This is a genomic window from Syntrophomonas zehnderi OL-4 (assembly GCF_000983115.1).
In the GTDB taxonomy this organism is placed as follows: Bacteria; Bacillota; Syntrophomonadia; order Syntrophomonadales; family Syntrophomonadaceae; genus Syntrophomonas_B; species Syntrophomonas_B zehnderi.
In genome coordinates, this window is record NZ_CGIH01000005.1 from 22,833 (window position 1) to 47,807 (window position 24,975).

Sequence of the window (24,975 nt, forward strand, 5' to 3'; positions counted from 1 at the left end):
ACAGTATGAAAGCATCCAGGTGGAGGATGAAATTGTTTACAGGGAATGCAAACCCCTGTCTGGCCGAAGAAATTGCTGATTACCTGGGCATTTCGGTAGGCAATGCTACCGTATCACGTTTTTCCGATGGCGAAATTAACGTAGCCATTGATGAGAGTGTCAGGGGAGTGGATGTATTTGTAGTGCAGCCCACCTGTTCACCAGGCAACGAAAATCTAATGGAATTGCTGATCATGATCGATGCCTTTCGGAGGGCTTCGGCCTCACGCATCAACGCAGTTATCCCTTATTACGGATATGCTCGCCAGGATCGCAAAAGCAGAGCCCGTGATCCAATAACTGCCAAACTAATGGCTAATCTGATCGTGGAATCCGGGGCACAGAGAGTAGTGGCCGTGGATCTGCATGCCACCCAGATTCAGGGATTTTTTGACATACCGGTTGACCACCTGCCTGGTGTACCTACCATTGCCGAATATTTCAAAACTAAGGGGATGGGGCAGAAGGCGGTGGTGCTCTCCCCTGATGTAGGCGGTGTTACCAGAGCCCGTGATTTAGCGGCTAAACTGGGAGCGCCGCTGGCCATCGTTGATAAAAGACGTCCGGCTCCAAACGTTTCGGAAGTCATGAATGTTATCGGTGATGTAGTGGGGAAATCCGTTATTATCGTAGATGATATTATTGATACCGCCGGCACGGTATGTACCGCGGCTCGGGCTATGATGGAAAAAGGTGCCGCCAATGTTTATGCCTGCTGTACCCATCCGGTGTTTTCCGGCCCGGCTTTGGAAAGGCTGGCGGAAGCTCCTTTTAAAGAGATAGTGGTTACCAACACTATTCCCATCAATAAGGAAAATCTCTTGCCAAATGTCAAAGTACTATCGGTAGCTCCGCTGGTAGGAGAGGCTATCTTAAGGATTCACGAAGATCTTTCGGTAAGCAAGCTGTTTGAACCCTGATCTTTATAAGTATCAAAACAGACTCGATAAACCCCATCGTTTTAGTTGGGGTTTTTTCACGGTCGTTATAATTTCCTGAGGCAGTCGACTTTATCGATGCACTTATTAAGGGTATACTTATAATAACCTGACAATCAAGCAGAGGGATTTCATATGAAAATTATTGTGGGCCTGGGCAATCCTGGCAAGGAGTACAAGGATACGCGTCACAATGTGGGCTTTATGGTAATGGAGGAACTAGCTTCCCGTTACCGGGTGGAAAAACAAGAGAGCCGCTTTGATGCAATTATTGGACACATACGCATGGGCGGCGAAAAGGTATTGCTGGTCAAGCCGCTTACATATATGAACCTGAGCGGAAAATCCGTCCAACCCCTGATGCACTGGTACAAGCTGGATTTAAATGATCTGATGGTGGTATATGATGATATGGATCTGCCCATGGGTACGCTTAGGATACGCAAACAAGGCGGAAACGGAGGCCACAAGGGCATGGCTTCCATCAGCGATAGACTGGGCAGCCAGGATTTTGCGCGCTCCCGCATTGGTATCGGCCGTCCCAACTCAGGCGAGGCCGTCAACTGGGTGCTGGGCCGATTTACAGAAGATGAACGGGAACAGATTAGGATGGTGGTGAAGAACGCCGCCGATGCCTTGGAAAAATGGGTACAAGTAGGTATAGATGAGGCAATGAATGCATATAATTAAGCAAAATGTATAAATCCTCCTTCACCCGGGGTAACCTAAAAAAAAGGGCGAAGGAGCATGGCCATGAAAATCTACTATATCTGCGAATGTTGTGACGAGATTTTTAGTGTTGATGAAACCGGAAGCGGTGAAGGTGCTGTTGAACTCAGGGGTTTTTGCAATGAATGTGCCCTGGAAATGGGCCTGAAAGAGCAACCCACCCTAACCGCCCGACAATTCTACAGTTAATCTAACCAATAAACCAGGAGAAGAAGGGGGGAATGGACATAGATAACACAGATTTTATAGATTTACACAGATTATTCCATTTAAAGTATTTGCATATTTGGTAAAGAATCTGATAGAGAAGGGATACTGTGCGGGGGAGAGTCAGCGTCCAAGGCATCTGATAAATCACGAACCATCCCCAATAAATCAAAATCTTTAATAAGGATAATCTGTGCAAATCCGTTAAATCTGTGTTATCTGTGTCCATTAACCCTATTTTTCTGATTATTTTAGTGGGGGCCGTTTTTTGGTGTCCGCTTTAAGGCATGGGGAGGATACAAGATTTGAACCAGACGTTCTTGGCAAAGTTTGGAGATACGCTCAAGCGGGGAGAAGATGTATTATTAAGTGGTTTATCCGGCACCGCCAGAACCTATTTTTTAAAGGAAACGAGTCATAAATACCGGGGCAAGTTCTTATGCCTGGTACCCACCGAGGAAAACGCCTATGACTTGGCGCGGGAGCTTAGAGCCCTGCTGGGTGAGAAGCGGGTATTTCTATTCCTGGCCCGGGATCTCGTTTTTGTCAAAGAAAACGCCTCCATAATTGAGGTGGAGAGAGTTTTAACCCTACAAGACCTTATTAACCATCCCCGCAGTCAGACGGTTATTATCAGCACCCCCGCTGCTCTAATGTATCGTATCATGTCACCCCGGCAAATGCAGCAGCAATCAATTTCGATAGACATAGGCCAGGAACTGCCTTTAAATAAGTTATTAAGTATTCTAATAAAGTCCGGCTACAACCGGGTTGATACCGTAACCCGCCCGGGACAATTAGCCGTCCGGGGGGGATTGGTGGATCTATACCCCTCCGGGGAGCGGGAACCTTATCGAATTGAGTTTTTCGGCGATACCGTTGATACCATGCGCAGTTTCGATGTTGACAGCCAACGCTCCCTAAAGGCGGCAAAACATATTCAGGTTTACCCGGCCGATGAATTGAGCGGGACGGAAAATGATGCCAGCCTGCTGGATTATTTGCCGCCTAAAAGCCTGATTTTCTTGGATGAACCCCGGGATTTCTATAATGTCCTGAACAAACAGGCCCAAAAATACAAGGAATATTTAAAAGAAGCCCGCCGGGAGGATAAAACTATCCGGGAATTAAGCCTGCTCAGCCAGGAAAACCTGCGCCTAAGCCTTGATGCGCATACCGTAATCTATCATTCCTTTTTTCCAGGCAATATTCCCCAGGTGGGTGTCGGTCTGTACCAACATATTTCCCAAATAGAAACCGAGACTTTTCATAATCGACTGGAAAGCTTATACCCCCGGTTGCGGGAATGGCAGGAGAAGGGCTACCAAGTCACCCTGGCCATCAAAAACAAGGCCCTGCGGGATGAAATGGCCGGTTATTTAAGTGACCAGCATTTAAGTGGCGTAAAAATTAGCTCCGATTCTTTTGAAAGAGGCTTTATAAGCCCGGATCTGGGAATTGCCCTGGTGGCCGAAGAAGATCTTTTTGCCAAAAGGGTTGGTAAAAGCAAGGCTCCCAAAAAACAGGCGGAACCAAGGCTTTTAGCCGAGGACTTGAAGCTGGGGGACTATGTAGTCCATGAGAATTACGGCATCGGTATCTATCGTGGGGTTACCCAGGTTGAAAGCAACGGAGTCACCCGGGAATACCTGCTGTTGCAGTATGCCGGAACCGACAAGCTGTACCTGCCCGTAGACAAGCTGGATCTGCTTTTTAGGTACTCAAGTTCAGAGGACAAACACCCCCGTTTGAGTAAACTAGGCGGCACCGAATGGGAAAGAACCCGCCAGCGTGTGGCGCAATCCATCCAGGATATGGCAGAGGAATTATTGGTGCTGTATGCAACCCGCGCCAACATAAAAGGTTTTGCCTTTTCGCCGGATACCCCCTGGCAAAGGCAGTTCGAGGACGATTTTCCGTATGAGGAAACCCCTGATCAGCTTAAGGCCATTGAGGATACCAAGCGGGATATGGAAGCCCGCAAACCCATGGATCGGATTATTTGCGGTGATGTCGGTTATGGCAAAACCGAAGTAGCCCTGCGGGCTGCCTTTAAAGCGGTAATGGATGGCAAACAGGTAGCCATCCTGGTTCCGACAACGGTTTTAGCTGAACAACATTTTGAAACCTTTAAAAAAAGGTTTGCCAACTATCCGGCCAATATCGAAGTATTAAGCCGCTTCCGCACCGCCGCCCAACAGAAAAAGACCGTTAATGAACTGTCTAAAGGAGCGGTTGACATAGTTATAGCTACCCATCGATTGCTGTCCAAGGATGTTGAGTTTCATAATCTGGGCCTTTTGGTAATAGACGAAGAACATCGTTTTGGGGTTGCCCAGAAAGAGAAAATCAAGCATTTAAAAGAACAGGTAGATGTGTTAAGTCTTTCCGCGACCCCTATACCCAGGAGTTTGCATATGGGGCTGACAGGTTTAAGGGATCTGAGTCTGATCGAAACCGCCCCACCCCAGCGCTATCCTATCACAACTTACGTGCTGGAGTACAACCCGGAAATCATAAAAGAAGCCGTCCGAGCGGAACTCAGCCGCGGCGGGCAGGTGTTCTTTGTTCATAATCGTGTCCAGGACATGGAGCGGGTCAAAAAGGAATTAGAAGAACTCCTGCCCACGGTTAGAATAGCCGTGGGACATGGGAGAATGCCCGAAGAAGAACTGGCCCGGGTTATGTTTGATTTTGCAGAGGGCAGGTATGATCTGTTTTTATGCACTACCATAATTGAATCCGGACTGGATATGCCTAATGTTAACACCATAATAATCGATATGGCCGATCACCTGGGAATGGCTCAGCTTTATCAACTACGCGGCCGGGTAGGGCGCGCAGATCGCGTAGCCTATGCTTATCTGACCTACCGTCCGGACAAGGTGGTAACGGAAATCGCCCAAAAACGCCTTAATGCCATCCGCGAGTTTAACGAACTGGGGGCCGGGATGAAGATCGCCTTAAGGGATCTGGAGATTAGAGGGGCCGGCAATATTTTAGGAGCGCAGCAACATGGTCACATCCATGCAGTCGGTTTTGACCTGTATTGCCGCCTGCTGGAGCAGGAAACGGCCAAGCTGCGGGGAGAAGTGCGTGATGATCCGGTCATTCCGCAGTTGGACATCGATGTGGATAATTATATCCCGGATGATTATATCCCCGATCCCGGAACCAAGATGCGTATATACCGTCGCTTGTTGCTGGCTGTCGAAGCGGAAGAAATAGACGATATCCGTAATGAGATCAGGGATCGCTTTGGCAAACTGCCTCCGGCTGTGGAAAACTTCTTGCAGATTGCCGCCTTAAGGGTAAAAGCCCGCGACAAGGAGATCAAAGCCCTGCGCCTTAAGGAGCGGGAATTAGAAATCATCCTCTCCCAACCGCTGCAGGAGAAACTGCAGATTCCGGGAATAAAACAGGTAAACGACCACACCTTGTTTATGCGGATGGATAAAGCCGTATCATTACAGAGGCTGCAGGAAATCCTGGAGGCAATTTAGCCGGGAGTTACTTCCTGTTCACTTTGATAGCCGGATCGTCTTTTCCTGTAAATCAGGGCCGCTACTAAAACGATCAAGGGATAGAGGACGTTGACCGGAAATGTGTAAACCGGGGTATATTTAAACCCCAGCTCCAGGTAGATAATTTCCGTAGGGAACATAACATAAGAAAAAACCAGCAGACATAGGCCCACCGGCAGAATCAAGGCCCGATCTTGTTTTAACCCCAGGATGTCGCGGGTAACAAAGATAAGCCCTTGGAAATAGATGAGGATAGCAAACAATCCGGTTATAAACCAGAGCAGAAAAAAGAGCATTTCCAGACGTTGAAAATCTCCAAAACCAGCCAGGCGAAAGAGTTCAAAAAGGGGAAAAGTGTACAGTTGGGCCAACCCCGGACCCAGTACGGCGACTAGCTGCAGATCAAACAACACCAAGAACAGGGCACTTATCAGGTACCAGTAGTAGATGATTCGCCCTCGGGAAGCCAGATCATGCACAGTTGGCAAAAACAGTGCTAAAATAACGACTTCGTTAAACGGAAAATCAGCCGAATATATTACCCCGGCCATTAACGGTTTCCAATTCTCCAAGACCGGGGCCAATTTAGCCAAATCCATAAGGGGAATAAACAGGATAAAGCTTAACAAAATAAAGAAAAGGCATACCCCGATAGAAACATCGGCCAGAATCCCAATAGACTGCAATCCTTTAAATAGGCAGTAGGAACTGGTCAGGATTATCAAAGCAATCAAGAGCAAGGTCGGAAAGAGCGGATAGATTATTTTTAATACAGATGTCAAATCATAAATTAGACTAAGCGTTAAAATAAATAACGACCAGAAAAACAAGATATTTAATATTGTACCCGGTACTTTACCCAGAACCAGGGGACATATTTGAGTTATGTTCTTGCCGGGAAAGAGGCTGTGCACCTGCATGATTACATACAGCATTCCCAGTCCTGAGAATACGGCTATCCCGGCTGCCAGCCAGGCATCTTGCCGGGCGGCCATGCCGGCAAAATAAACCAGCGAACTTCCGGGTAACAGAAAAAAAACCATAAAGGCCAGTTGACGGCTGGATAAAGGTTTACCGCTCATATGCACTCCTTAATCTAGTCTGTAACCTGCAAAAGTGTTTCCAATGCTTGTGAGACCGGTTCCAAAACGTATATCAAGGCGTTAGGATTGGGCAGATAATGCCAGTTAAAAGCTATATCCAGGCCATACAATCCAGCCAGCAGGAATAAAACAACTGCCACGATAAGCTCCTTGTACGCCTGGCTTTTAAGCAGCGTTCGGACTTGAAAGACAGTGAACAGCAACATAAAGAGTAATACATAATACAATATGGAACTCGGCATAAGTGTCCCCCGGATTTTTATTTAAAGCCATTGATTTTACGAGCCAGATAGGCGCGCTTTATATGAACCTTAACGTGAATATCAGCCTCGACATGGGGAAATATAGTATTCCACTCCGTTTTAAGCCTTTGCCATTCCTTAGGCTCATAGGAATGTATTTTACTTCCCCAACCCAGGATATCACTGTTTAACTGCTGCGACCTTTTGATACAGGCTGCGATTTGATCCTTGATCGTAACACCGGCTTGTTCTTCCAGCAGACTTATCGTTTCCGGTGTCAGTAGTTCAGCGGTACCGGTGGTTTCGTAAAAAGACAGGTTGGCTTCAATATCGATGCGCATCTTAAGTTCTTCATCTTTAAGGCTGGGTCTGGTTTTGCCGGAAAAACGCACCGTCTCCAATGCCACAGAAGATTCAGGATCTAACGGGGATTTCACAGCAAACATGCCCCCTTGCTTGTGCTTGGAATTCAGCCAGCGGTAGCCGCGGCTCTCCTTTTCGTTAAGTATACCGACCATTTTTGGGCCTTTAAAAACCGCCATACCCTGCAAAACGATCTTTTCCTGCTTATTATTTGTCTGCGGCGGCTTCTTATTCATTATTTCTGCAATCGGCCTTTTAGAAGTCTCCGTTTTTAAAATAACCATCGGCACTGCCGGTTCTATGCCGGGGGTTGTTAACCGGTAGGCAAATTCCCCTATGTCCATAGGGGTGTAGATACCGGACTGGCGTTCACTGAAAAAAACGAGCTGCATTAACCCTCCATCGCCCAGACTGCCGATCTGAGCAAACAGCTTTTCAGGTTTGGTTTGTCCGCATATCATCAGATTCATGTCCGGCCGGAGATTTCTATTGCGGGTCATAAAATCTATTACCAGTGCCAGATCCTGGGATGCCAGGTTTTCTCCCAGGACAAAGGTTCTTACATGGGCCCATTCCAGGAACTGGGATAATGATAAATGAAGTCTGCGGGCCGCCATGGCAGCTCCCCGGTCATTGGCGCTGATCAGTTGAGTAGCCTTGTGCGCTTCCGGCTCCGCGGAAGGCCGAGGTTGGGTCAGTAATGCTGTGACCTGGATTTTTTTATCTTCCCGCAGATCCACCCCGATAGCTAAGGGAATGGCACTATCATTTATCTCCCGCTTGTCCCAGCATCCGCCCAAAAAAAGCAGTAACCAGAAGCAAATAAAGCCTAACAGGATTTTTTTAACCATCCAGATCCTCCAGCAAATATGTGTTTATATATTCGAAAAACTCCGTTATCTGCCCATCGTTATAACAAGAAATACTCATCCAAATGCCTATGGCTAACAAGACCATAAAAAATCCTGTCTCCAGATACCATCTTTTTCGAAACAGTTGGGGCAGTTCCATGATCAGGATTAAGCCATACAGTCCGATTAAAAGCCATACCATTGTTAAACCTCCATATTATTAGCGGAAAACAAAGGATTTGTCCGTCAGGTAAGAGCGCCGCAAAGAAAAGTCTACACTGATGTCGCTTTGCACAGCTGGAAAAATCTGATCCCATTTTGGCTCCAGGGTTTTCCAGATGCGTGGGTCGCTCCGATAAACCATCTCTCCCCAGCCAAATATATCGCTGTTTAATTCCTGGGCTTTGTGAATAGAATCCAGTATTTGCTGCGTTAATTCCTGCTCGGCCGCTGCTTCCAGTCGTTTAAACATTGGTTCGGTAAAAAGATTATCCGTCCCGCTTTGTTCATAAAAATTGCCCTCTGCTTTTAGCTGGATTTTCATTATCATCTGGTTATCCTTAAATACCGGTGTGATCTTGGCCTGGGAGCGGGACAGTTCCAGGGTTACCAGGTTTTTGCGGTTAAGCGGGGAGGGCATGATAAACAAGCCACCCCGTATTTGTTCAGGTCTCATCAGTCGAAATCCCCGGCTTTCATTTTCATTCAGAATGCCGACCATTTTCCTGCCTTTAAAAACTGCCATGCCATCCAGCAGGAACCTATCTTCTGCTCCGGATCTGTCAATGGTGATCATGGGGATAATCGGCTCTATCCCCGCAGTTAGAAAGCGGTGCAGTATTTCCGTATAATTCATGGGGGTATAAATACCTGTTTCAGCCTCCTGAATCTTTAACATCTTTTTGATGGCGGTGGGAGGATGGGGTGCCAGTATAGGCTTGACACTGAGTATCTCGGCCGGGGTAACCTTGTGCGTCACTACAATTAAAAGATCTTTGCGTACATAGCGGTTGCGGGTAATAAAGTCCAAAACCAGGGACATATCGCTACGGGCCAGGTTTTCTCCGACTATGGAGAGTTGCAAATGGCTCCACAGTGGGTAGTCGGAAAAGGAGAGGCTGATATTTCTGATCGCTTCGGAAAAGGTCGAGCCACTGCTGTTTAGAACCATGAATTGCGGTTCATTATCAGTGGACTTTTCAGTGGGCAGCGGATTGGCCAGGCAAATGGCCAGATCTATCTGATCATCTTTTAGATCAGCGCCTACGGATAGAGGGATGCCCGTGTCCTGCAGCTCAATTTTTCCGCAACCACCTATCAAAAGGGCGGCCAGTATCAGCCCGCACAACCCTATGTGACGCATCTTAGCGACCTCCATCCTGTTCAGGGCCAGCCTGGCGCACCACATTTTGCATCCCGCCTATATAAGGGCGGTTGTGATTATTAAACCAAGGGCGGCGTACCAGGATATCGCCCATCTGACTTAGATTCAGAGGAGCCAGAGGGGACAGGTAAGGCAGACCGAACGATGACAGGGACGCCATCCTCAACATCATGAGGATTAAGGCAATGATAATCCCCATAAAACCTAAGAGGGCTGATGCGAACAAAAATCCGAACCGGGCTATACGGATAATGATTCCGGCATTATAGGACGGATTGACAAATGATGCGATACCGGTAAAGGCTACCACCACAACCATGGGGGTGGATACCAGACCGGCTCGCACGGCAGAATCGCCAATGATTAAAGCCCCAACGATACTGACTGCCGGTCCGACTGCCCGGGGCAAACGCAAACCGGCTTCACGCAGCAGCTCAAAGGTAAATTCTAACAGCAATGCTTCCAAAAAGGCCGGAAAAGGTATCCCTTGGCGGGTCGAGGCAATCGTCAGCAAAAGGGGAGTGGGAATCATTTCATGGTGATAAGTTATGATCGCTACATATAAAGATGGCAGCAGGAGTGCCATCAAAAAGGCCACGAAACGCAGCATACGAAAAAGGCTGGCCGCTATAAAATGGACATAGTAATCCTCGGGAGAAATCATATATTCCGGAAAAGATATTGGCACGATCAGGGCCATCGGCGAACCATCGGCTATTATGCATACCTTGCCTTCCAGAAGCTGGCCGCAAACCCGATCCGGTTTTTCGGTATGCTCCGTCTGGGTAAAGATGGTCCATTTATAATCCGTGATCAACTCGGCGATGTAGCCTGTATCCAGGATGGCGTCAATATCGATATTCTCCAAACGTTTTTTCACTTCTTCAACCAGTCCGGCGGGGGCGATGTTATCAATGTAACAGACGATAACATCCGTTTTGGTGACCCGGCCTATGGTCAGGGATTCCATTTTAAATTGGGTCGACTTGAGTTTTCTTCTTAATAGGGCCGTGTTAAAACGCAGGGTTTCGGTAAAGCCTTCTTTAGGGCCAAATACCGTGATTTCATTTTCCGGTGTCTGAACCGCGCGGGCTTCCCAGGAACGGGTACCGGCTACTAATCCCTCGGTATAGCCGTCTATTAAAAGTACCGTATCCCCGGAAGTCATGTGATGGCAGACATCCTGCAAAGAATCGAGTTTTTTAAGCTCCGACATGTTAAGGATACGGGTTTCCACGTAGTTTAACATATCCTGGATACTATTAACGGGCGGGGGATTGTTTTGCATATTCAATTCCAACATCAGGGGTTTTAAAAGACTGTATTCAACCTGGTATTTATCGACCAGCCCGTCAAAGAAGAATATACCGGCCCGGATACCCGGTTGGCCGAAACTAAACTCCTTGATTACCACATCTGAGCAGGAACTTAGCAAACGCGATAACCTGTCCAGGTTTTCCTGAAAACTGGCCGAAATCGGTTGCTTAATCAATTCTTCCGGGGGACGCAGTTTTGCCTGGTTTTTATGCTTGATAATACGCATAAAGGCTCCTTTCTGTAGTCTTCCTGGAAATCAAATCCGCATGGAGTTAGTTTTTACCGCTAAAGGGCTGGTTATTCACTGGAGTTGATCTGGATCGGGTTGGCGGCATTAGGCTTTTTAGGGGTTTTAATCCAGGCTGCCAGAAAGATGAGCAGGGGAATAATGATATAGGCTATCCCGTACAATATGGGAATGACATAAAGACTCCAGGCAACAACCTGTAAACTATTGTTGCTAATTACTATGGATAAAACACCGATGATTAAACTGGTGGGAGCCGCCAGCAAGCGGTAGTCCCGCAGATTAAAGAGTTCCTTTATGGTAAAACAGGCCATAAACCAGGGAATAGTAATAGCTGCAAAAAAACCGGCTATAAAAACGGTTATAAAAACGATATCCAGGTTTTGGACAAAAACTCCTATTCTAGCCAGACGAATCATATTAAAAGTCGGAAATACAAAACTAAGGGAGGGAATAGTGCCTATGGTTATTACCAGGACCAGAAGGACAAAGGTTAGCGCCGCAATAAACAACAACAGTGCCATATTAAGACCAACCAAGGCATCCTCTTTGCGCGGCAGCCAAAAAGCCAGGAGCAGTACCGGCATGGTTTTGGCGAAAATAACACAGGTATTGGACATTCCTGACATAAGACCGGACAGGCTTACATTGGCCAGGGGCAGGAGGCGTTCGGGTTGATAATTGGTAAACAAGGCAATAATAACGATTAAAAAAGTCAATACTAAACCCAGCGGCATAATTATTTCACACGCCCGGACAATAACATTAAAACCTATTTTAATAGCCACAAAACCGGTAAAGAGCATACAGATAATGAAAATACTGATGGGTGTGGAGGGCAAAACGTTTAGCTTCATAAAATCGACAAGCAGGCGCAGGGTAAAAGCACTGCTTAAAAAAAAGGCGATAATGTATATAAAAGCCAGAGATTTCCCGATAATTTTGCCGAAATGTTCATCCAGCATGTGCGGAAAAGACTGATGGCTTTTTTGAATGATGTAGTTATACATGAGAACCAGCAAATAACCCGGTATAATAGCCGTCACAACTGTCAGCCAGGCGTTATGGTAGGCTGAATGGAGCAAACGGTGGGGAACCTCCAAGACGGCCACCGGGACTATCAAGAGAATCAGCAGGCAAAGAAACTGGTAATAGGTGAGTCTGGTCATGATTAATCCCCTTTTATTAAAGTCAAAACTATTGTCACCAAGTTAAGGCTTAAATATAACCGGCCGTTAAACAACCCGAAAACAAGCTGATTTTTTTTTATTTAAGTCTGATGGCAAAAAGTGAATAAAAGGGTATTTTGAGTTATATACTATCATTGAGAAAGAAAACAACATTTTCAATATTATTAAAAAAAAGGAGGGATAGTTGTTAATGAAAGCAACAGGCATTGTACGCCGCATAGACGATCTGGGGCGTGTAGTAATCCCCAAGGAAATAAGAAGAACTTTACGCATACGTGAAGGCGACCCTCTGGAGATTTTTGTGGATCGTGAAGGGGAAGTTATATTAAAGAAATACTCTCCCATTGGTGAGTTAGGGGATTTTGCCAAGGAATATGCAGAATCACTTTACGAAACGATCGGGCATATATCCATGATAGCTGACCGGGACGTGATTATCGCTGTAGCGGGCGGCAATAAACGGGAGTTTTTAAGCAAACCGGTGGGAAAATTACTGGAAAAATCTTTGGAAGACCGCAATACTATCATAATGAACGATATGGAAAATGTAGATGATGAGAATATGCACATAATCCAGACCGATGATCGGGAATATACGATCAGGGCTCAGGTAGTTGCACCTATCATAACCCAGGGTGATCCTATTGGTGCTGTTATGATTGTTTCCAAAGATCCTGCGACCAAATTGGGTGAGCTGGAAGTCAAGCTGGCAGAAACCGCGGCTGGATTCCTGGCTAAACAAATGGAACAGTAGTCTGACAACCCGTAGTTTTGAAGCGGCCTGTCCCAGGGCCGCTTTTTTAACGGCAAGTAATTTGCCAAAAGTCAAAAATTACTTGACTTAATCATCGTTCTGGACTATCTTAAGCAAAGATTTTAAGCTGGGGAGGCTGAAATGGAGAAGAAGAGCAACTTTCTTAAGGGTGCGCTTATACTCAGCATCGCCGGAGCCATAAGCAAGATCCTGGGAGCCATCTATCGCATTCCCTTAGCTCGCCTGCTGGGTGCCGAGGGCATGGGCCTTTATCAAATGGCATATCCCATCTATACAACGATTCTGGCCCTGGCAACCGCCGGTGTACCGGTAGCAATATCGGTGCTGGTTTCCCGCCGGGAAACAGAGGGCTATAGTGGTGACAGCAAAAGAATATTTAAGGTTTCCTTATTAATGTTATTCATATTTGGTATCTTACTGACCCTTTTGGTTATGCAGGCGGCGCATTTTTTAGCAGCCAAGGTATTGCATGAACCTAGGGCCTACTACCCTATTCTGGCAGTTGCCCCGGCCATATTTTTCTCCGGGCTGATGTCGGTTTTCAGGGGCTATTTTCAGGGCTATCAATGGATGCTGCCTACGGCAGTTTCTCAGGTGATAGAGCAACTGTTCAGGGTTACGGCGGTATTAATCCTGGCTTTCCTTCTGTTCCCGCGAGGGTTGGAATATGCGGCCGCCGGGGCTACATTCGGAGCTGTCGTGGGCGGTATCGTAGGTCTAATCGTACTTATATGCTTTTATATATTTTTCCAAAAGAAAAACCAGGGTTTATCGGCCCCCATTGGACCTGACAGTTCTTTCAGCCTGGCTCGGGAAGTAGTGCGCCTGGCTATTCCGGTATCATTTGGAGCGGTGATTTTGCCGCTGGTACAGATGCTGGATGCGATTATCGTGCCTGGTCGTTTGATGGCCATAAACTATACCACTTCCCAGGCAACGGCGTTATATGGACAGTTGTCTGGTATGGCGGCGGTTCTTATCAGCCTGCCGACCATATTTACCATTTCTATTGCTACCAGTCTGGTTCCGGCGGTGTCCGAAGCCCTGGCCAAAAAGGATTACAACACCCTTAACAGCCGCATAAATTATGGACTCAGGGCGGCCATGATCATTTCCCTGCCCTGTGCCGCCGGTTTATATGTGTTGGCTTATCAGATCTGCGATTTGCTGTATGCGGCTCCGGAGGCCGGATTGCCACTGGAGGTACTGGCTTTTTCCACCATCGTCCTGGCTGCTTTTCAACTTTCCAGTGCCGGGCTGCAGGGCATAGGCAGACCCGAGGTAGCTATGCGCAGCCTGATTATAACGGGAGCCCTTAAAGTGCTGTTTAATTTCACCCTAACCAGTGTCCCCGCGCTCAACATACAGGGTGCGGCTATTGGCACGGTGCTGGCCTTTACAGTAGGATCAGGTCTTAACCTGTATTATCTGAAACGTTTTACCAAGGTGCACTATGAAACCGGACGTCTGCTGAAACTAACCCTGGCTACGGTACTGATGGCTATAGGTGTTAAGATTTCCTATGCCCTGATCGTGGGTTCCGGAATCCACTCGCATATCTCCACCCTGATAGCTATCTGCATAGGCGTAGGTATATACGGAATACTCCTGCTCCTGCTAAAAGAACTGGACAGAGATATGCTAAGAAAAATAATCAGCTAACCCTGCCCTGGCAGCAAAACAAAAACCGCGTGTGAGGAGTAAGGTGGGAGGCGTGGCAGCGGAAGCTTTAGCTTCCGCTGCATCGGAGCGACCCCAGGTCGCCCCTCCAAGTTGCCGGTTCTTTTGAGCATTTACGATTATGCTGCTAATAGCGTTTTATTAATTAAAAATAATCCCCCTACGGGGACTACTGATATGAACTGCGTTCATAATTAAGGTTGCCCCCTACGGGTACTACTGATATGAACTTCGTTCATAATTAAGGTTGCACCCTGCGGGTACTACTGATATGAACTGCGTTCATATTTAAGGTTGCCCCCTTCGGGGACTACTGATATGAACTGCGTTCATAATTAAGGTTGCCCCCTACGGGTACTACTGATATGAACTTCGTTCATAATTAAGGTTGCACCCTGCGGGTACTACTGATATGAACTGCGTTCATATTTAAGGTTGCCCCCTTCGGGGACTACTGATATGAACTGCGTTCATAATTAAGGTTGCCCCCTACGGGTACTACTGATATGAACTTCGTTCATAATTAAGGTTGCCCCCTGCGGGGACTACTGATATGAACTTCGTTCATAATTAAGGTTGCCCCCTGCGGGGACTACTGATATGAACTGCGTTCATATCTAAGGTTGCCGCGTTATCCGCGTCTATTTCTTACTAACGAAAGAAGGTTTTTTGCATGGGAGACAATGGACAAGCTTTAGAAGAACTTATTGCTATAATGGATCGGCTTTTAGGTGAAGGAGGGTGTCCCTGGGATCAGGAACAAACCCACGAATCCCTGATCAGGTATCTAATTGAAGAATGCTATGAGGTAATTGAAGCAATCAATCAGCAGGATATGGATGAACTGGCCATCGAATTGGGAGATCTTTTGCTGCAAGTAGTATTTCATGCGGCTCTGGCTGAGCGGGCCGGGGCCTTTGATTTTGCGGATGTTGCCAGGGCGGTCAGCAAAAAGATGGTCGACCGGCATCCGCATGTCTTTGGGAATATGGATCTAAAGACCGCCGATGATGTGCTAAACAAATGGGAAGGGTTTAAGAAAAAGGAAGGCAAAAAATATCTCCTGGAGGGCATACCCAATAGCCTGCCAGCCTTGATGCGGGCTGAGAAAATGCAGGAAAAAGCGGCCCGGGTAGGTTTTGATTGGCCGGATGCCGTTCAGGCGGCAGCCAAGTTTAAGGAAGAAGTAGATGAACTGGTCGCTGCCCAGAGTGCACAGGAGATACGGGAGGAGATGGGAGATGTCCTGTTCGCCTTAGTGAATGTGGCCAGATTACAGGGAATTGAACCAGAACAGGCCTTGCAGGCAGCCAATGACAAATTCGAGCGGCGTTTTCATTATATTGAGAAAAAAATAGAGGCTGCCGGGGAGCGGATGGAAGATTATAATCTGGCTCAGCTGGATCAGATTTGGGATGAAGCTAAAACCAAGGGCCTGTAAACTGCCAAGGAGGACTTTTAACCCAGTGATAATTCCGTCAAAAACCCCTGCGGGCAACTTTTATGACCAAAAAGAAGGATAAATAATTAAAAAGGCGAATAGCACAATATACCATTAATACTCAGAGGAGGGATATCTTGAACAAGACCGAATTAATCAGCGAAGTAGCCCAGAAAGCCGATATAACCAAAAAGGATGCGGAGAAAGTTGTCAATGCTTTCTTCAGTACAGTTGAAGATGCCTTAAAGTCAGGAGATAAGGTACAACTTATTGGCTTTGGCACCTTTGAAGTAAGAGAGCGGCAGGCCAGGAAGGGCAGAAATCCCCAGACCGGAGAAGAAATAAGCATTCCCGCGGCCAGAGTTCCGGCCTTCAAATGCGGCAAGGCATTAAAAGATGCCGTAGATTAAGATGCGTTTGGACAAGTTCCTGAAAATATCCAGAATTATCAAAAGACGTACTGTTGCTAAAGATTTTGCCGAAGGCGAAAGGGTCATGGTTAACGGTAGAATAGCCAAGCCGTCTACAGATGTCAAAAAAGGAGATATACTTACCCTGCGCATAGGCGACCGTGAAACAGTATTTGAAATCCTTGATATTAAAGACAATGTCAAAGCCGCCGAAGCCAAAAATCTATATCGTATAATCGAATAATCCAACCGCCCTGTATTAGAAATTATGCAGGGCGGTTTTTTGCTGCCCGCCGGGATTTGTGACATAAATAAGCCCTTGGAAGCATAACTTTTCTTAGGGGTATGCATATGTGATGCTCTAACTAGGGGAAATTTTAAAAAAAGAGTCTGCGTAAAGTAAGTTATTCTGCCCTAATCAGCGTCTTATAACCTTAATAAGAAAGGGGAGCCTAAGCGTATGACCGATCATTCAGTTAATATGATAAACCGTAAGTCAATTGATCTTTCCGGGGTAAACAATGTTGTTAATTTCGATGATGAGGAAATCATTCTGGATACGATGATGGGATGTTTGGAAATTGGAGGCGAGGAACTGCATATTACCATGCTTAATCTGGACAATGGCAAGGTATCCATACATGGAAACATCAGCCACCTGGCCTACAAGGCCCAGGGTGCTGATTTTAAAGCCCGCGGCAAGACGATATTAAACCGGCTGTTTAAATAGGGGGGATTGCTTTGCTGGGTCTTTTCGCCCAGATAAAAACATTTTTCCTGACCCTGTTGCTGGGGTTGATAGCGGGAATGGTTTTTCATTACTATCAATTAACGGTGCGTGCCTTGCGAGCCGGCCGGTATTCGCTATACCTACTGGATATTTCTATCTGGGGCCTAATGATCCTGTTGATATCTATCGGAATGCTGTTGATAAGTCAGGGTGAATTGAGGATATATTTCTTTGTGTTTCTTATTGCGGGCGGTTTTATTTATTTCAAACTGCTGTCCAGCAAAATGAAAAAGCCCCTTCAGGCCATGGCAACAGCCAGCGAAAAAGGCCTGCGCAAAATTGTCATTCTGCTGCAAAAGCCAATTCAATGGGCCAGGCAACGTATCAGGAACTGGCGGCAAAAGCGTCCTCCTGCGCCGCCTCCTGCCGATATTGAACCCTAGTCATGAAGTCCGGCCAGACCTTTTTTGGCTGGATGAACAGGGGACTTTTCCAAAAAAGGAGTCAAAATGTTTTTATCGAGCAGGAATTAACTATCGTTATCCCGAAAGATAAATTATAATAAATTTGTCCACAGTTTGTGGATAAATTGTGGATAGTGTGTAGTTAAAATGCAGATAGAAATCAGAGGAGCAGAGAAACTTAGCTTTAGGGAGAGACAAGTAGTGGTACTCAAGGAAATGGGCAAAAGTACGGAGGAGATAACCCGTACGCTCAAAATCAGTGCCAGTACGGTCGCGACCCTGTATAACCGCGCCCGCAGCAAAGGCTATGAGGTTGTAATTGTGTTGCCGGGCGATGTCATGGGACTTTATGACGGGGAGGATGAAGATGAAAAAGAATAACCCGGAGCGCAGGCCGCTTAAATGGGCAGTAACCGGTCTGATCTGTATGTTTTTAATGATCACGATTGTACCCCGGGTTCATACGATTTGGGAACTCGCAAACCGCAAAAGTGAACTGCAACAGGAAAAATTAACCTTGACGAAGATAAATAAAGAACGCCAAAAGGAATTGGAAGAATTAAAATCCCCCGAAGCTATTGAACGAATTGCCAGAGAACAGTTGGGAATGATAAAAAAGGGCGAAAGGGTAGTGATTGAGGTTATAGAACCGTAATAAATTAACAGTTTGAGGTTGACTGTGCCCTAAGCATTGCATACAATTAAATATAGTATATTTTTGAGGGGGATCTAATTTTAATGCCAACTGAACAAACTAATATTATACCTGGCGACATAATAGAAGGCAAAGTCCAGGGTATCACTACGTTTGGAGCATTTATTGAGTTACCAGGTGGATTGGTAGGTTTGGTGCACATTTCTGAAATTGCAGATACCTACGTAAAAGATGTCAAGGACTTTATTAAGGAAGGCGATGCGGTCAGTGTTAAAGTACTAAGCATTGATGGCAAGAAAATAGGGCTTTCCATAAAACAGGCATCAACCCCCAAGGTTGCGCCATCGGTGACCGGCCAGCCGAGATTTAATCGAGCCGATAACCGACGCGACAATCGTGGTTTTAACAATCCGAAAAAACCTGAAACCCCCGTTACTTTGGATGACAAGATCAGCAAGTTTTTAAAGGAAAGCGATGAGAGGATGCAGCCTCTTAAAAATAGAACCGAAACCAGGCGACGCAACAAATATAATTCATAAGACATAAAAAGCACTTCCCAAACGAAGTGCTTTTTTTAATAGACGCGGGTAACGCAGATTCCGCTCAAATTACCGCCCAGCTTACCGTAGCGGAAGCTTTAGCTTCCGCGAGGAAACGAACCCCAGTTTAATTAATAGACGCGGATAACGCGGATTCCCGCCGATTTGCGCGGTTTAAATAAATTAGACATAGATTTACACAGATTAATACAGATTAACAACCCAGCTCAAATTACCGCCCAGCTTACCGTAGCGGAAGCTTTAGCTTCCGCGAGACCGCTCAAATAAGCGCAATACAATACCGTAGCGGAAGCTTTAGCTTCCGCGAGAAAACTTGAATTCAGTGCCTAAAATAACCGCGCAGTTCCGCGCAATCAGCAACTATTCAGGGGGATTAATTATGAAGTATGCAGCTATTGATATAGGAACTAATTCCTGCCGTTTATTTATCGCAGAGTTTGACGGAAAGCGAATGATCCCATTATATAAGGATCTTAAAACCACCCGTATCGGCCAGGGTTTAAATGACACCGGTTTGATTAAGCCGGAAGCTCTAAGTCGAACCCTGGCCTGCCTGACTGACTATCATCAAATCCTGGTGGACTGGGGGGTGGCAAAATATCAGGCTATTGCTACCAGCGCTGTGCGGGAAGCGATTAACGGCCAGGATTTTGTGCAGCAGGCGGCCGCGCACAGCCGGATAAAAGTTGATATTATCAGCGGCGAAGCTGAGGCCCGGTTGAGTTATCAGGGCGTAGTAAAAGGGCTATCCCTTAAACATCCGCCCCTGGTGGTTGATCTAGGCGGCGGCAGTATGGAGTTTATATGCGAACCGGATTTTGTTTTATCGATTCCCTTAGGGGCGGTGCGGGCTACCGAACTGAATATGTCAGCGGCAGAAATCAGCCGACACCTTGACCCCATCCAGGAATTTCAGCACCGTTTCGGAGAACACCAACTGGTTTTTACGGGCGGAACCGCCAGCAGTCTGGCGGCGATAAAATTAGGTCTGGCTACCTTTGAACCCAGTCTGGTGCATGGCTGCCGCTTGAGCCGCACGGAGATAGATGATCTTTATGAACTCCTGGCCCGAACCCCTTTATCTAAGCGCCGCGGTCTGCCGGGTCTGCAGCCGGAAAGAGCCGATATTATCGTAGCAGGAGCCCTGATCGTAAAGACAACCCTTGCCAAACTAGACAAAACTGAGCTTTATATAAGTGAAAACGATCTCTTGCAAGGCATCATCTGGTCTTTAATAGAGGCGGACAGTACGGATTTTGCGGATTTTAGCGGTAATAATGGACAAAGATAACACAACCCATCGCGGAGCAGTCCGTAACCCGTAGCGGAGGCTTCAGCCTCCACAGGCATACGAAGGCCCGTAGCGGCGCAGCCCATAGCCCGTAGCGGAGGCTTCAGCCTCCGCAGGCATACGAAGTCCCGTAGCAGAGCAGCCAATAACCCGTAGCGGAGGCTTTAGCCTCCGCAGAAATACAAAGACTCCGGGCATACGTGTTCTTAAAGGTCAAAAAATAAAATTCTAAAAAATCTGTGTTAATCCATTAATTCTGTGTTATCCGTGTCTATTATTCTCACCAAATCCCCGTTACCCGCGGCTATGTGAAAAACATCCAGGATTTTGTTTGAAAAAAATAATTGCCGCTCTATAGAGCTGACAATTTATCTAGCGCCCCCTTGGTATAATAGTGGGACTCAGGCTTAGGATTAGGGGGTAATAGACAAATGGAAAGACTGGAAGTATACCCTTTTCAAAGAGTAGAGGAACAAATACCGTCCAGAGAAGCCAGAAGGAAGGAAAAAAACAGCCTTCCCCGTATCAATTTAGATATTAAACGGGTTTTTAACGCGCAGAATCTACAAACCGCAAGCCGGCAAATAATGGCTCTATTAAAGGCCGAGTATCTGCTCCTGGCCTTGGGGGCGATTATTATGTCTCGAGCCTTTATCCTTGGTGAGCTACTTCCTTTTATTTACGCATTTGTGGCCGTTTTCGCGGTCAAGGACAAGAAACGCAGCCTTGTTTTGGTTAGTGCGGCCCTGCTGGGACTCTCTACCGTACTGGAAGGGACAGCTCTGCTGACCAATGTTTTGGCGGTAGGAGCTTTAGCCCTGGTACTTAATTATATTAAAATTGAAGAGAGCAAAGGTTGGTGGGAGCTGCCCCTGATTACACTGACGGTGGTTATCCTGGTAAAAACCATAGCGATCCTGATTGGCGGCATAAACTTCTATCAGGAAATGGTAGCCGTTTTTGAAGCCATGATCAGTGCGGTTATTACCTTTGTTTTTTTAAATTGCGGTCAGGTTATAAAGCAAAAGAAAGCCGTAGCCCATTTCAGCTTTGAAGAAATGGCGGCCTTTATGGTTATGGGTATTGCCCTGATTATGGGTTTAAACGATATTAAAGTGGCCGGGTTGGAGGTAAGCAGCATCCTGTGCCGGCTGGGGATTATGACAGCCGCATACGTTTGGGGTATGGGCGGAGGGGCTATAATGGGCGTAATGTCGGGCATCATTCCTTCCATCGCCTCCAGTGTTTTTGCCCAAACCCTGGGAATTTACTCCATATCCGGACTTTTAGCCGGTGCTTTTCGAAACTTTGGACGCCTGGGAGTGATAATAGGCTTTATGTTGGGAAATCTGGCCTTATCCATGTTTATTGCGGAAAGCCAGGTAACCATCCTGGGAATGTGGGAAACCGTGATTGCCAGTATGATGTTCTTCCTTTTGCCGGAGTCCTTAAAGGATAAGCTGCCTTATCATAGTCTGGGGTCGCTGGATGCCGGAAAAGACCTGGACTTTAAAAAGGTGGATAGCCGCGTCAAGCAATCGGTTGAAAATCGTATCCATCACCTGGCCCAGGTTTTCGATGAGTTAAGTGCTACTTTCGCCGGCAATCCGGAACGGGATGGCAATAGGCGCAACAGTTCATATATTAGCTATCTCTACGATGAACTGGCCCATGGCTTCTGTGATGGCTGCACCCGATTCAATAGTTGTTGGCATCGGGACTATTACAATACTTCTCAGGAGATACTCGACCTTTTCAGCATCATTGAGAGGGAGGGGCAGTTAAGTTATGATGATTGCCCGCCCGCTTTTAAACGCAAGTGTATTAATGGAAGAGAATTGATAACGACCATAAACTATCTATTTGACAATCTGCGGGTAAATGAATACTGGTCGGAAAAGATGGACGAATCGCGGGAACTGGTGGCCCATCAGCTTAAAGGGGTCAGCCAAGTAGTTAGAAACCTGGCCGAGGAAATCGATGTCGATACCTTTGTGGATATTGAAATGCGGGATAAACTGCTGAAATCATGTAAACGGATGGGCATCAATCTGAAAGATATCATCCCTCTGCGCGCCGCGGATGAGCAGATCCTATTAAACGTTGTCTGCGGGTCGTGTATAGACGGCAGCGGCTGCGAACTCAGTATCGCTCCGGCCATATCTTCGCTTATGGGTTATAAAATGGAGGTCTGTCAAAAAAAATGTCCGCCCCTGCCGGGTAAAGGAGCCTGCGAATTTACCTTGGCGCGGACATTTACGTATCAGGTAAACACTGCGGCCGCCCAAGTGGCCAGGGAAGAATTAAGCGGAGACAGCCTGACTATAACCACACTTAAAAGCGGCAAGGAATTGATCGTATTAGGTGATGGCATGGGTGTCGGCGAAAAAGCCTGGGAGGAGAGCAGCACCGCTGTCAGGCTGTTGGAGGATTTGTTAGACAGCGGCTTTGACAAGGAACTGGCGTTAAAGACTGTAAATTCAGTACTTTTGCTGCGTTCCCGCAGTGACACTTTTACGACCGTGGATATGGTAATGATAGATCTTTATACAGGTGACGTTGATTTCTTCAAAACGGCCGGCGCTCCGTCGTTTATTAAACGAGGTCAGCAGGTCAGTGTAATAAATACTTCCTCACTGCCTTTAGGAATATTGGAAGAGGTTGAGCCGGCCAGTGCCAAAAGATCCTTGTTGCCCCGGGATATGATTATAATGGTCAGTGACGGGGTCATGGAGGTCTCCCGCCAAAAAAACGGAGAAAAGTGGATTGCAGACCTTTTAAGGCATATGCATGAAACCGAGCCCCAGCAAGTAGCCGATCTGGTTATAAACCAGGCCTTAAAACTGGCCGATGGCAAACCCCACGATGACATGACCGTTATCTGCCTGAAATTAGAATTAATCTAATCTAAAAACAAATAATAAAAGCTTTCATAAGATGCGGGTAACGCTCGTTTACAGGGATTAATCAGATACAGATTTACACAGCCGCTTAAATAGCGATCCGGCACACAGCCGAGGCGATTTACGGCTAAAAGCCGCGTAAATCACCCTGCGGGTACTTCCGATAGGCACTTAGTTCCTAATTATGGTTGCCATGCAATCCGCGTTTACTAATAAAAACGGGGGATTATATGGTGACGGCGGTTAAGGACTTTATTATTCATATGCCCGGCCTCAGGAAAAAACCTGGGGTCTTTTGTTTGACAACCGCTCCAACTTGGGTAGGATATTAAATAGACGACAGGTGTTAATAGACGCGAATAACGCCCGTTTACAGGGATTAATCAGATACAGATTTACACAGCCGCATAAATAGCGACCCGGCACACAGCCGAGGCGATTTACGACTAAAAAGCCACGTAAATCACCCTGCGGGAACTGCCGATAGACACTGCGTTCCCAAGTTGCCGCGCAATCTGCGTCTACTAATAAAAGCGGGGGATTATATGTTGACGGTGGTTAAGGACTATATTATTGACAATAGGTTGCTTGAGCCGGGGGAACGGGTGATTGTGGCCGTTTCCGGGGGGCCTGATTCCATGGCGCTTTTAAATATTTTAAAAACCCTTTCAACCCAGCTTGATATTGAGCTTGTAGCTGCGCATGTCAACCACGATTTGCGCCCTGAAGCCCAGGCCGAGGCTGAATTTGTAGCGGAGCAGTCACATAGTCTGGGTATACCCTGCCACATTCGCAAGATCAACGTCAGAGAACTGGCCCGTCAGGAAAAAACCTCCCTGGAGGATGCCGGCCGCCGGGCCAGGTATCGTTTTTTCTATACTTTGCTGGCGGAACAAGGGGCAGCCAAAATTGCGACCGCCCATCATCGCGATGACGTAGCTGAAACAGTTTTGCTGCATCTTTTAAGAGGTTCGGGCATCCAGGGATTACGAGGCATTATGCCGCAAAACGGTGAATTGATCCGGCCCTTGCTGGCAGTGGAAAAAGAAGAACTGATCTATTATCTTAAAAAAAACAACCTAAACTACTGCTGGGATCAGAGCAATGAAGATCCGGAATTTCTGCGCAACCGCATTCGCCACCAGTTGATTCCATTGTTGGAACAGGAATACAATCCGCGTATCGTTGCCAACCTCAACCGTTTGGCGGATATTGCCCAAGCGGAGAATGAATTTCTGGAAGATGAAACCAGCGCCTATTGGAATAGGGTGGTCGAAAAAGCAGAACCTAATACGATTATATTTTCCCTGCCGCTCTTCAGCCAAATGCCGCTGGCAGTCCGAAGGCGTCTGGTGATGCGAGCTTTGGCTAAGCTGGGCAGCCCCGGCGGGTGGGAAGCCCGGGATGTGGAAAAGATCTTAGAATTAAGCGAAAAACCCGGTTCAGCTAAGGTTATAAAGCTAAAAAAGCAGCTTTTGGTCAACAAGTCTTATGAGAGAATAATATTTACAAAAAACTGGTCAAAACCCCAGGCTTTTTGTCTAAGGATAGCTATTCCCGGTGAAGTTAAATTGCCGGGGGGAAGCGCCTACTATTTTTCAGTCGAGGCAGCCGGTGGGTCTACCCCGGATAAGGGAGATAGGCAAGAAGAAGTAATCTATCTGGATTACGATAAAATGCCCCAGCCTCTGGTGGTTCGTTCCCGTCAGGAAGGCGATGTTTTTCAACCGGCGGGTTTTTCCGGTCATAAACGCCTAAAAAAGTATCTGATCGAAAAAAAAGTGCCCTTTTGGGAGCGGGATCTGGTTCCGGTTTTGGCGTCCCAGGAAGGAAAAATCTATGCTATCCTGGGTCATTGCGTCAGTCAGGCCGCTGCTGTAAGTGCCGCCACCCAAACCGTGCTGATAATAAAAAAGATCTGAATATAAAACC

General features: G+C 46.8%; 24 protein-coding genes. 17 read left to right on the forward strand and 7 right to left on the reverse strand.

The features are described from left to right. Positions 1-5 precede the first annotated feature (5 nt). The 4 genes from AAV90_RS02160 (at position 6) to mfd (ending at position 5,416) form a co-directional block, all read left to right on the forward strand. Complete coding sequence (locus tag AAV90_RS02160) at positions 6-959, forward strand: ribose-phosphate diphosphokinase (protein ID WP_046495321.1); 954 nt, start codon at positions 6-8, stop codon at positions 957-959. A 153-nt stretch (positions 960-1,112) separates the two neighbouring features. Then, a complete protein-coding gene (gene pth / locus AAV90_RS02165; RefSeq protein WP_046495323.1) occupies positions 1,113-1,667 on the forward strand; it encodes an aminoacyl-tRNA hydrolase in 555 nt (184 codons plus the stop codon). A 63-nt stretch (positions 1,668-1,730) separates the two neighbouring features. Then, positions 1,731-1,895, forward strand: a complete 165-nt coding sequence (locus AAV90_RS14780) for a hypothetical protein (protein ID WP_157609464.1) — start codon at positions 1,731-1,733, stop codon at positions 1,893-1,895. 305 nt (positions 1,896-2,200) lie between these two features. Then, the gene (gene mfd, locus AAV90_RS02170) at positions 2,201-5,416 is read left to right on the forward strand and encodes a transcription-repair coupling factor (protein ID WP_046495325.1); all 3,216 of its coding nucleotides are present in this window, start codon (positions 2,201-2,203) and stop codon (positions 5,414-5,416) included. On the opposite strand, the gene AAV90_RS02175 is transcribed toward mfd, so the two are convergent. The 7 genes from AAV90_RS02175 to AAV90_RS02205 form a co-directional block, all read right to left on the reverse strand. Next, entirely contained in the window at positions 5,413-6,519 is a 1,107-nt protein-coding gene (locus tag AAV90_RS02175) for a GerAB/ArcD/ProY family transporter (RefSeq protein WP_046495327.1), read from the reverse strand. The two genes, mfd and AAV90_RS02175, sit on opposite strands and share 4 nt — an antisense overlap. A gap of 14 nt (positions 6,520-6,533) precedes the next feature. Continuing rightward, the gene (locus AAV90_RS02180; protein ID WP_046495329.1) at positions 6,534-6,782 is read right to left on the reverse strand and encodes a hypothetical protein; all 249 of its coding nucleotides are present in this window, start codon (positions 6,780-6,782) and stop codon (positions 6,534-6,536) included. Between the two features lie 17 nt (positions 6,783-6,799). Then, positions 6,800-7,996 carry a Ger(x)C family spore germination protein gene (locus tag AAV90_RS02185; protein ID WP_046495331.1) on the reverse strand — a complete coding sequence of 399 codons (1,197 nt, stop codon included), beginning with the start codon at positions 7,994-7,996 and terminating at the stop codon, positions 6,800-6,802. Continuing rightward, positions 7,989-8,198, reverse strand: a complete 210-nt coding sequence (locus AAV90_RS02190) for a hypothetical protein (RefSeq protein WP_046495334.1) — start codon at positions 8,196-8,198, stop codon at positions 7,989-7,991. Before AAV90_RS02190 ends, AAV90_RS02185 begins: the two co-directional genes overlap by 8 nt. Before the next feature lie 18 nt (positions 8,199-8,216). Then, entirely contained in the window at positions 8,217-9,359 is a 1,143-nt protein-coding gene (locus AAV90_RS02195) for a Ger(x)C family spore germination protein (protein WP_046495336.1), read from the reverse strand. A gap of 1 nt (position 9,360) precedes the next feature. Further along, entirely contained in the window at positions 9,361-10,923 is a 1,563-nt protein-coding gene (locus AAV90_RS02200) for a spore germination protein (RefSeq protein WP_052729545.1), read from the reverse strand. A gap of 71 nt (positions 10,924-10,994) precedes the next feature. After that, complete coding sequence (locus tag AAV90_RS02205; RefSeq protein WP_046495338.1) at positions 10,995-12,113, reverse strand: GerAB/ArcD/ProY family transporter; 1,119 nt, start codon at positions 12,111-12,113, stop codon at positions 10,995-10,997. 211 nt (positions 12,114-12,324) lie between these two features. Here AAV90_RS02205 and spoVT point away from each other — a divergent pair, with 211 nt between their 5' ends. The 13 genes from spoVT (at position 12,325) to tilS (ending at position 24,965) form a co-directional block, all read left to right on the forward strand. Further along, entirely contained in the window at positions 12,325-12,888 is a 564-nt protein-coding gene (gene spoVT / locus AAV90_RS02210) for a stage V sporulation protein T (protein ID WP_046495341.1), read from the forward strand. A 141-nt stretch (positions 12,889-13,029) separates the two neighbouring features. Further along, positions 13,030-14,571 carry a putative polysaccharide biosynthesis protein gene (locus AAV90_RS02215; protein WP_046495343.1) on the forward strand — a complete coding sequence of 514 codons (1,542 nt, stop codon included), beginning with the start codon at positions 13,030-13,032 and terminating at the stop codon, positions 14,569-14,571. A 691-nt stretch (positions 14,572-15,262) separates the two neighbouring features. Then, positions 15,263-16,030 carry a nucleoside triphosphate pyrophosphohydrolase gene (gene mazG, locus AAV90_RS02220; RefSeq protein ID WP_046495345.1) on the forward strand — a complete coding sequence of 256 codons (768 nt, stop codon included), beginning with the start codon at positions 15,263-15,265 and terminating at the stop codon, positions 16,028-16,030. Positions 16,031-16,143: 113 nt separating this feature from the next. After that, positions 16,144-16,440 (forward strand): HU family DNA-binding protein, encoded by a 297-nt coding sequence (locus AAV90_RS02225; protein WP_198142798.1) that lies wholly within the window; start codon positions 16,144-16,146, stop codon positions 16,438-16,440. Position 16,441: 1 nt separating this feature from the next. Further along, positions 16,442-16,684 (forward strand): RNA-binding S4 domain-containing protein, encoded by a 243-nt coding sequence (locus AAV90_RS02230; protein WP_046495349.1) that lies wholly within the window; start codon positions 16,442-16,444, stop codon positions 16,682-16,684. Positions 16,685-16,900: 216 nt separating this feature from the next. After that, positions 16,901-17,170: a sporulation protein YabP gene (yabP, locus tag AAV90_RS02235; protein ID WP_046495351.1), complete on the forward strand. Its 270-nt coding sequence runs from the start codon at positions 16,901-16,903 to the stop codon at positions 17,168-17,170. An 11-nt stretch (positions 17,171-17,181) separates the two neighbouring features. Further along, positions 17,182-17,613 carry a spore cortex biosynthesis protein YabQ gene (gene yabQ / locus AAV90_RS02240; RefSeq protein ID WP_046495354.1) on the forward strand — a complete coding sequence of 144 codons (432 nt, stop codon included), beginning with the start codon at positions 17,182-17,184 and terminating at the stop codon, positions 17,611-17,613. Positions 17,614-17,781: 168 nt separating this feature from the next. Next, entirely contained in the window at positions 17,782-18,015 is a 234-nt protein-coding gene (locus AAV90_RS02245; protein WP_046495356.1) for a helix-turn-helix transcriptional regulator, read from the forward strand. Continuing rightward, positions 18,002-18,289 carry an FtsB family cell division protein gene (locus AAV90_RS02250; protein ID WP_052729546.1) on the forward strand — a complete coding sequence of 96 codons (288 nt, stop codon included), beginning with the start codon at positions 18,002-18,004 and terminating at the stop codon, positions 18,287-18,289. The genes AAV90_RS02245 and AAV90_RS02250 overlap by 14 nt, the downstream gene beginning before the upstream one ends. An 83-nt stretch (positions 18,290-18,372) precedes the next feature. Further along, positions 18,373-18,828: a S1 RNA-binding domain-containing protein gene (locus AAV90_RS02255; RefSeq protein ID WP_046495358.1), complete on the forward strand. Its 456-nt coding sequence runs from the start codon at positions 18,373-18,375 to the stop codon at positions 18,826-18,828. 400 nt (positions 18,829-19,228) lie between these two features. After that, positions 19,229-20,140, forward strand: a complete 912-nt coding sequence (locus AAV90_RS02260; protein WP_046495360.1) for a Ppx/GppA phosphatase family protein — start codon at positions 19,229-19,231, stop codon at positions 20,138-20,140. A 431-nt stretch (positions 20,141-20,571) separates the two neighbouring features. Then, on the forward strand, positions 20,572-23,046 hold the full coding sequence (gene spoIIE / locus AAV90_RS02265; RefSeq protein ID WP_046495362.1) for a stage II sporulation protein E: 2,475 nt from the start codon (positions 20,572-20,574) through the stop codon (positions 23,044-23,046). 542 nt (positions 23,047-23,588) lie between these two features. Then, a complete protein-coding gene (gene tilS / locus AAV90_RS02270) occupies positions 23,589-24,965 on the forward strand; it encodes a tRNA lysidine(34) synthetase TilS (RefSeq protein WP_046495364.1) in 1,377 nt (458 codons plus the stop codon). The last annotated feature ends 10 nt before the right edge of the window (positions 24,966-24,975 follow it).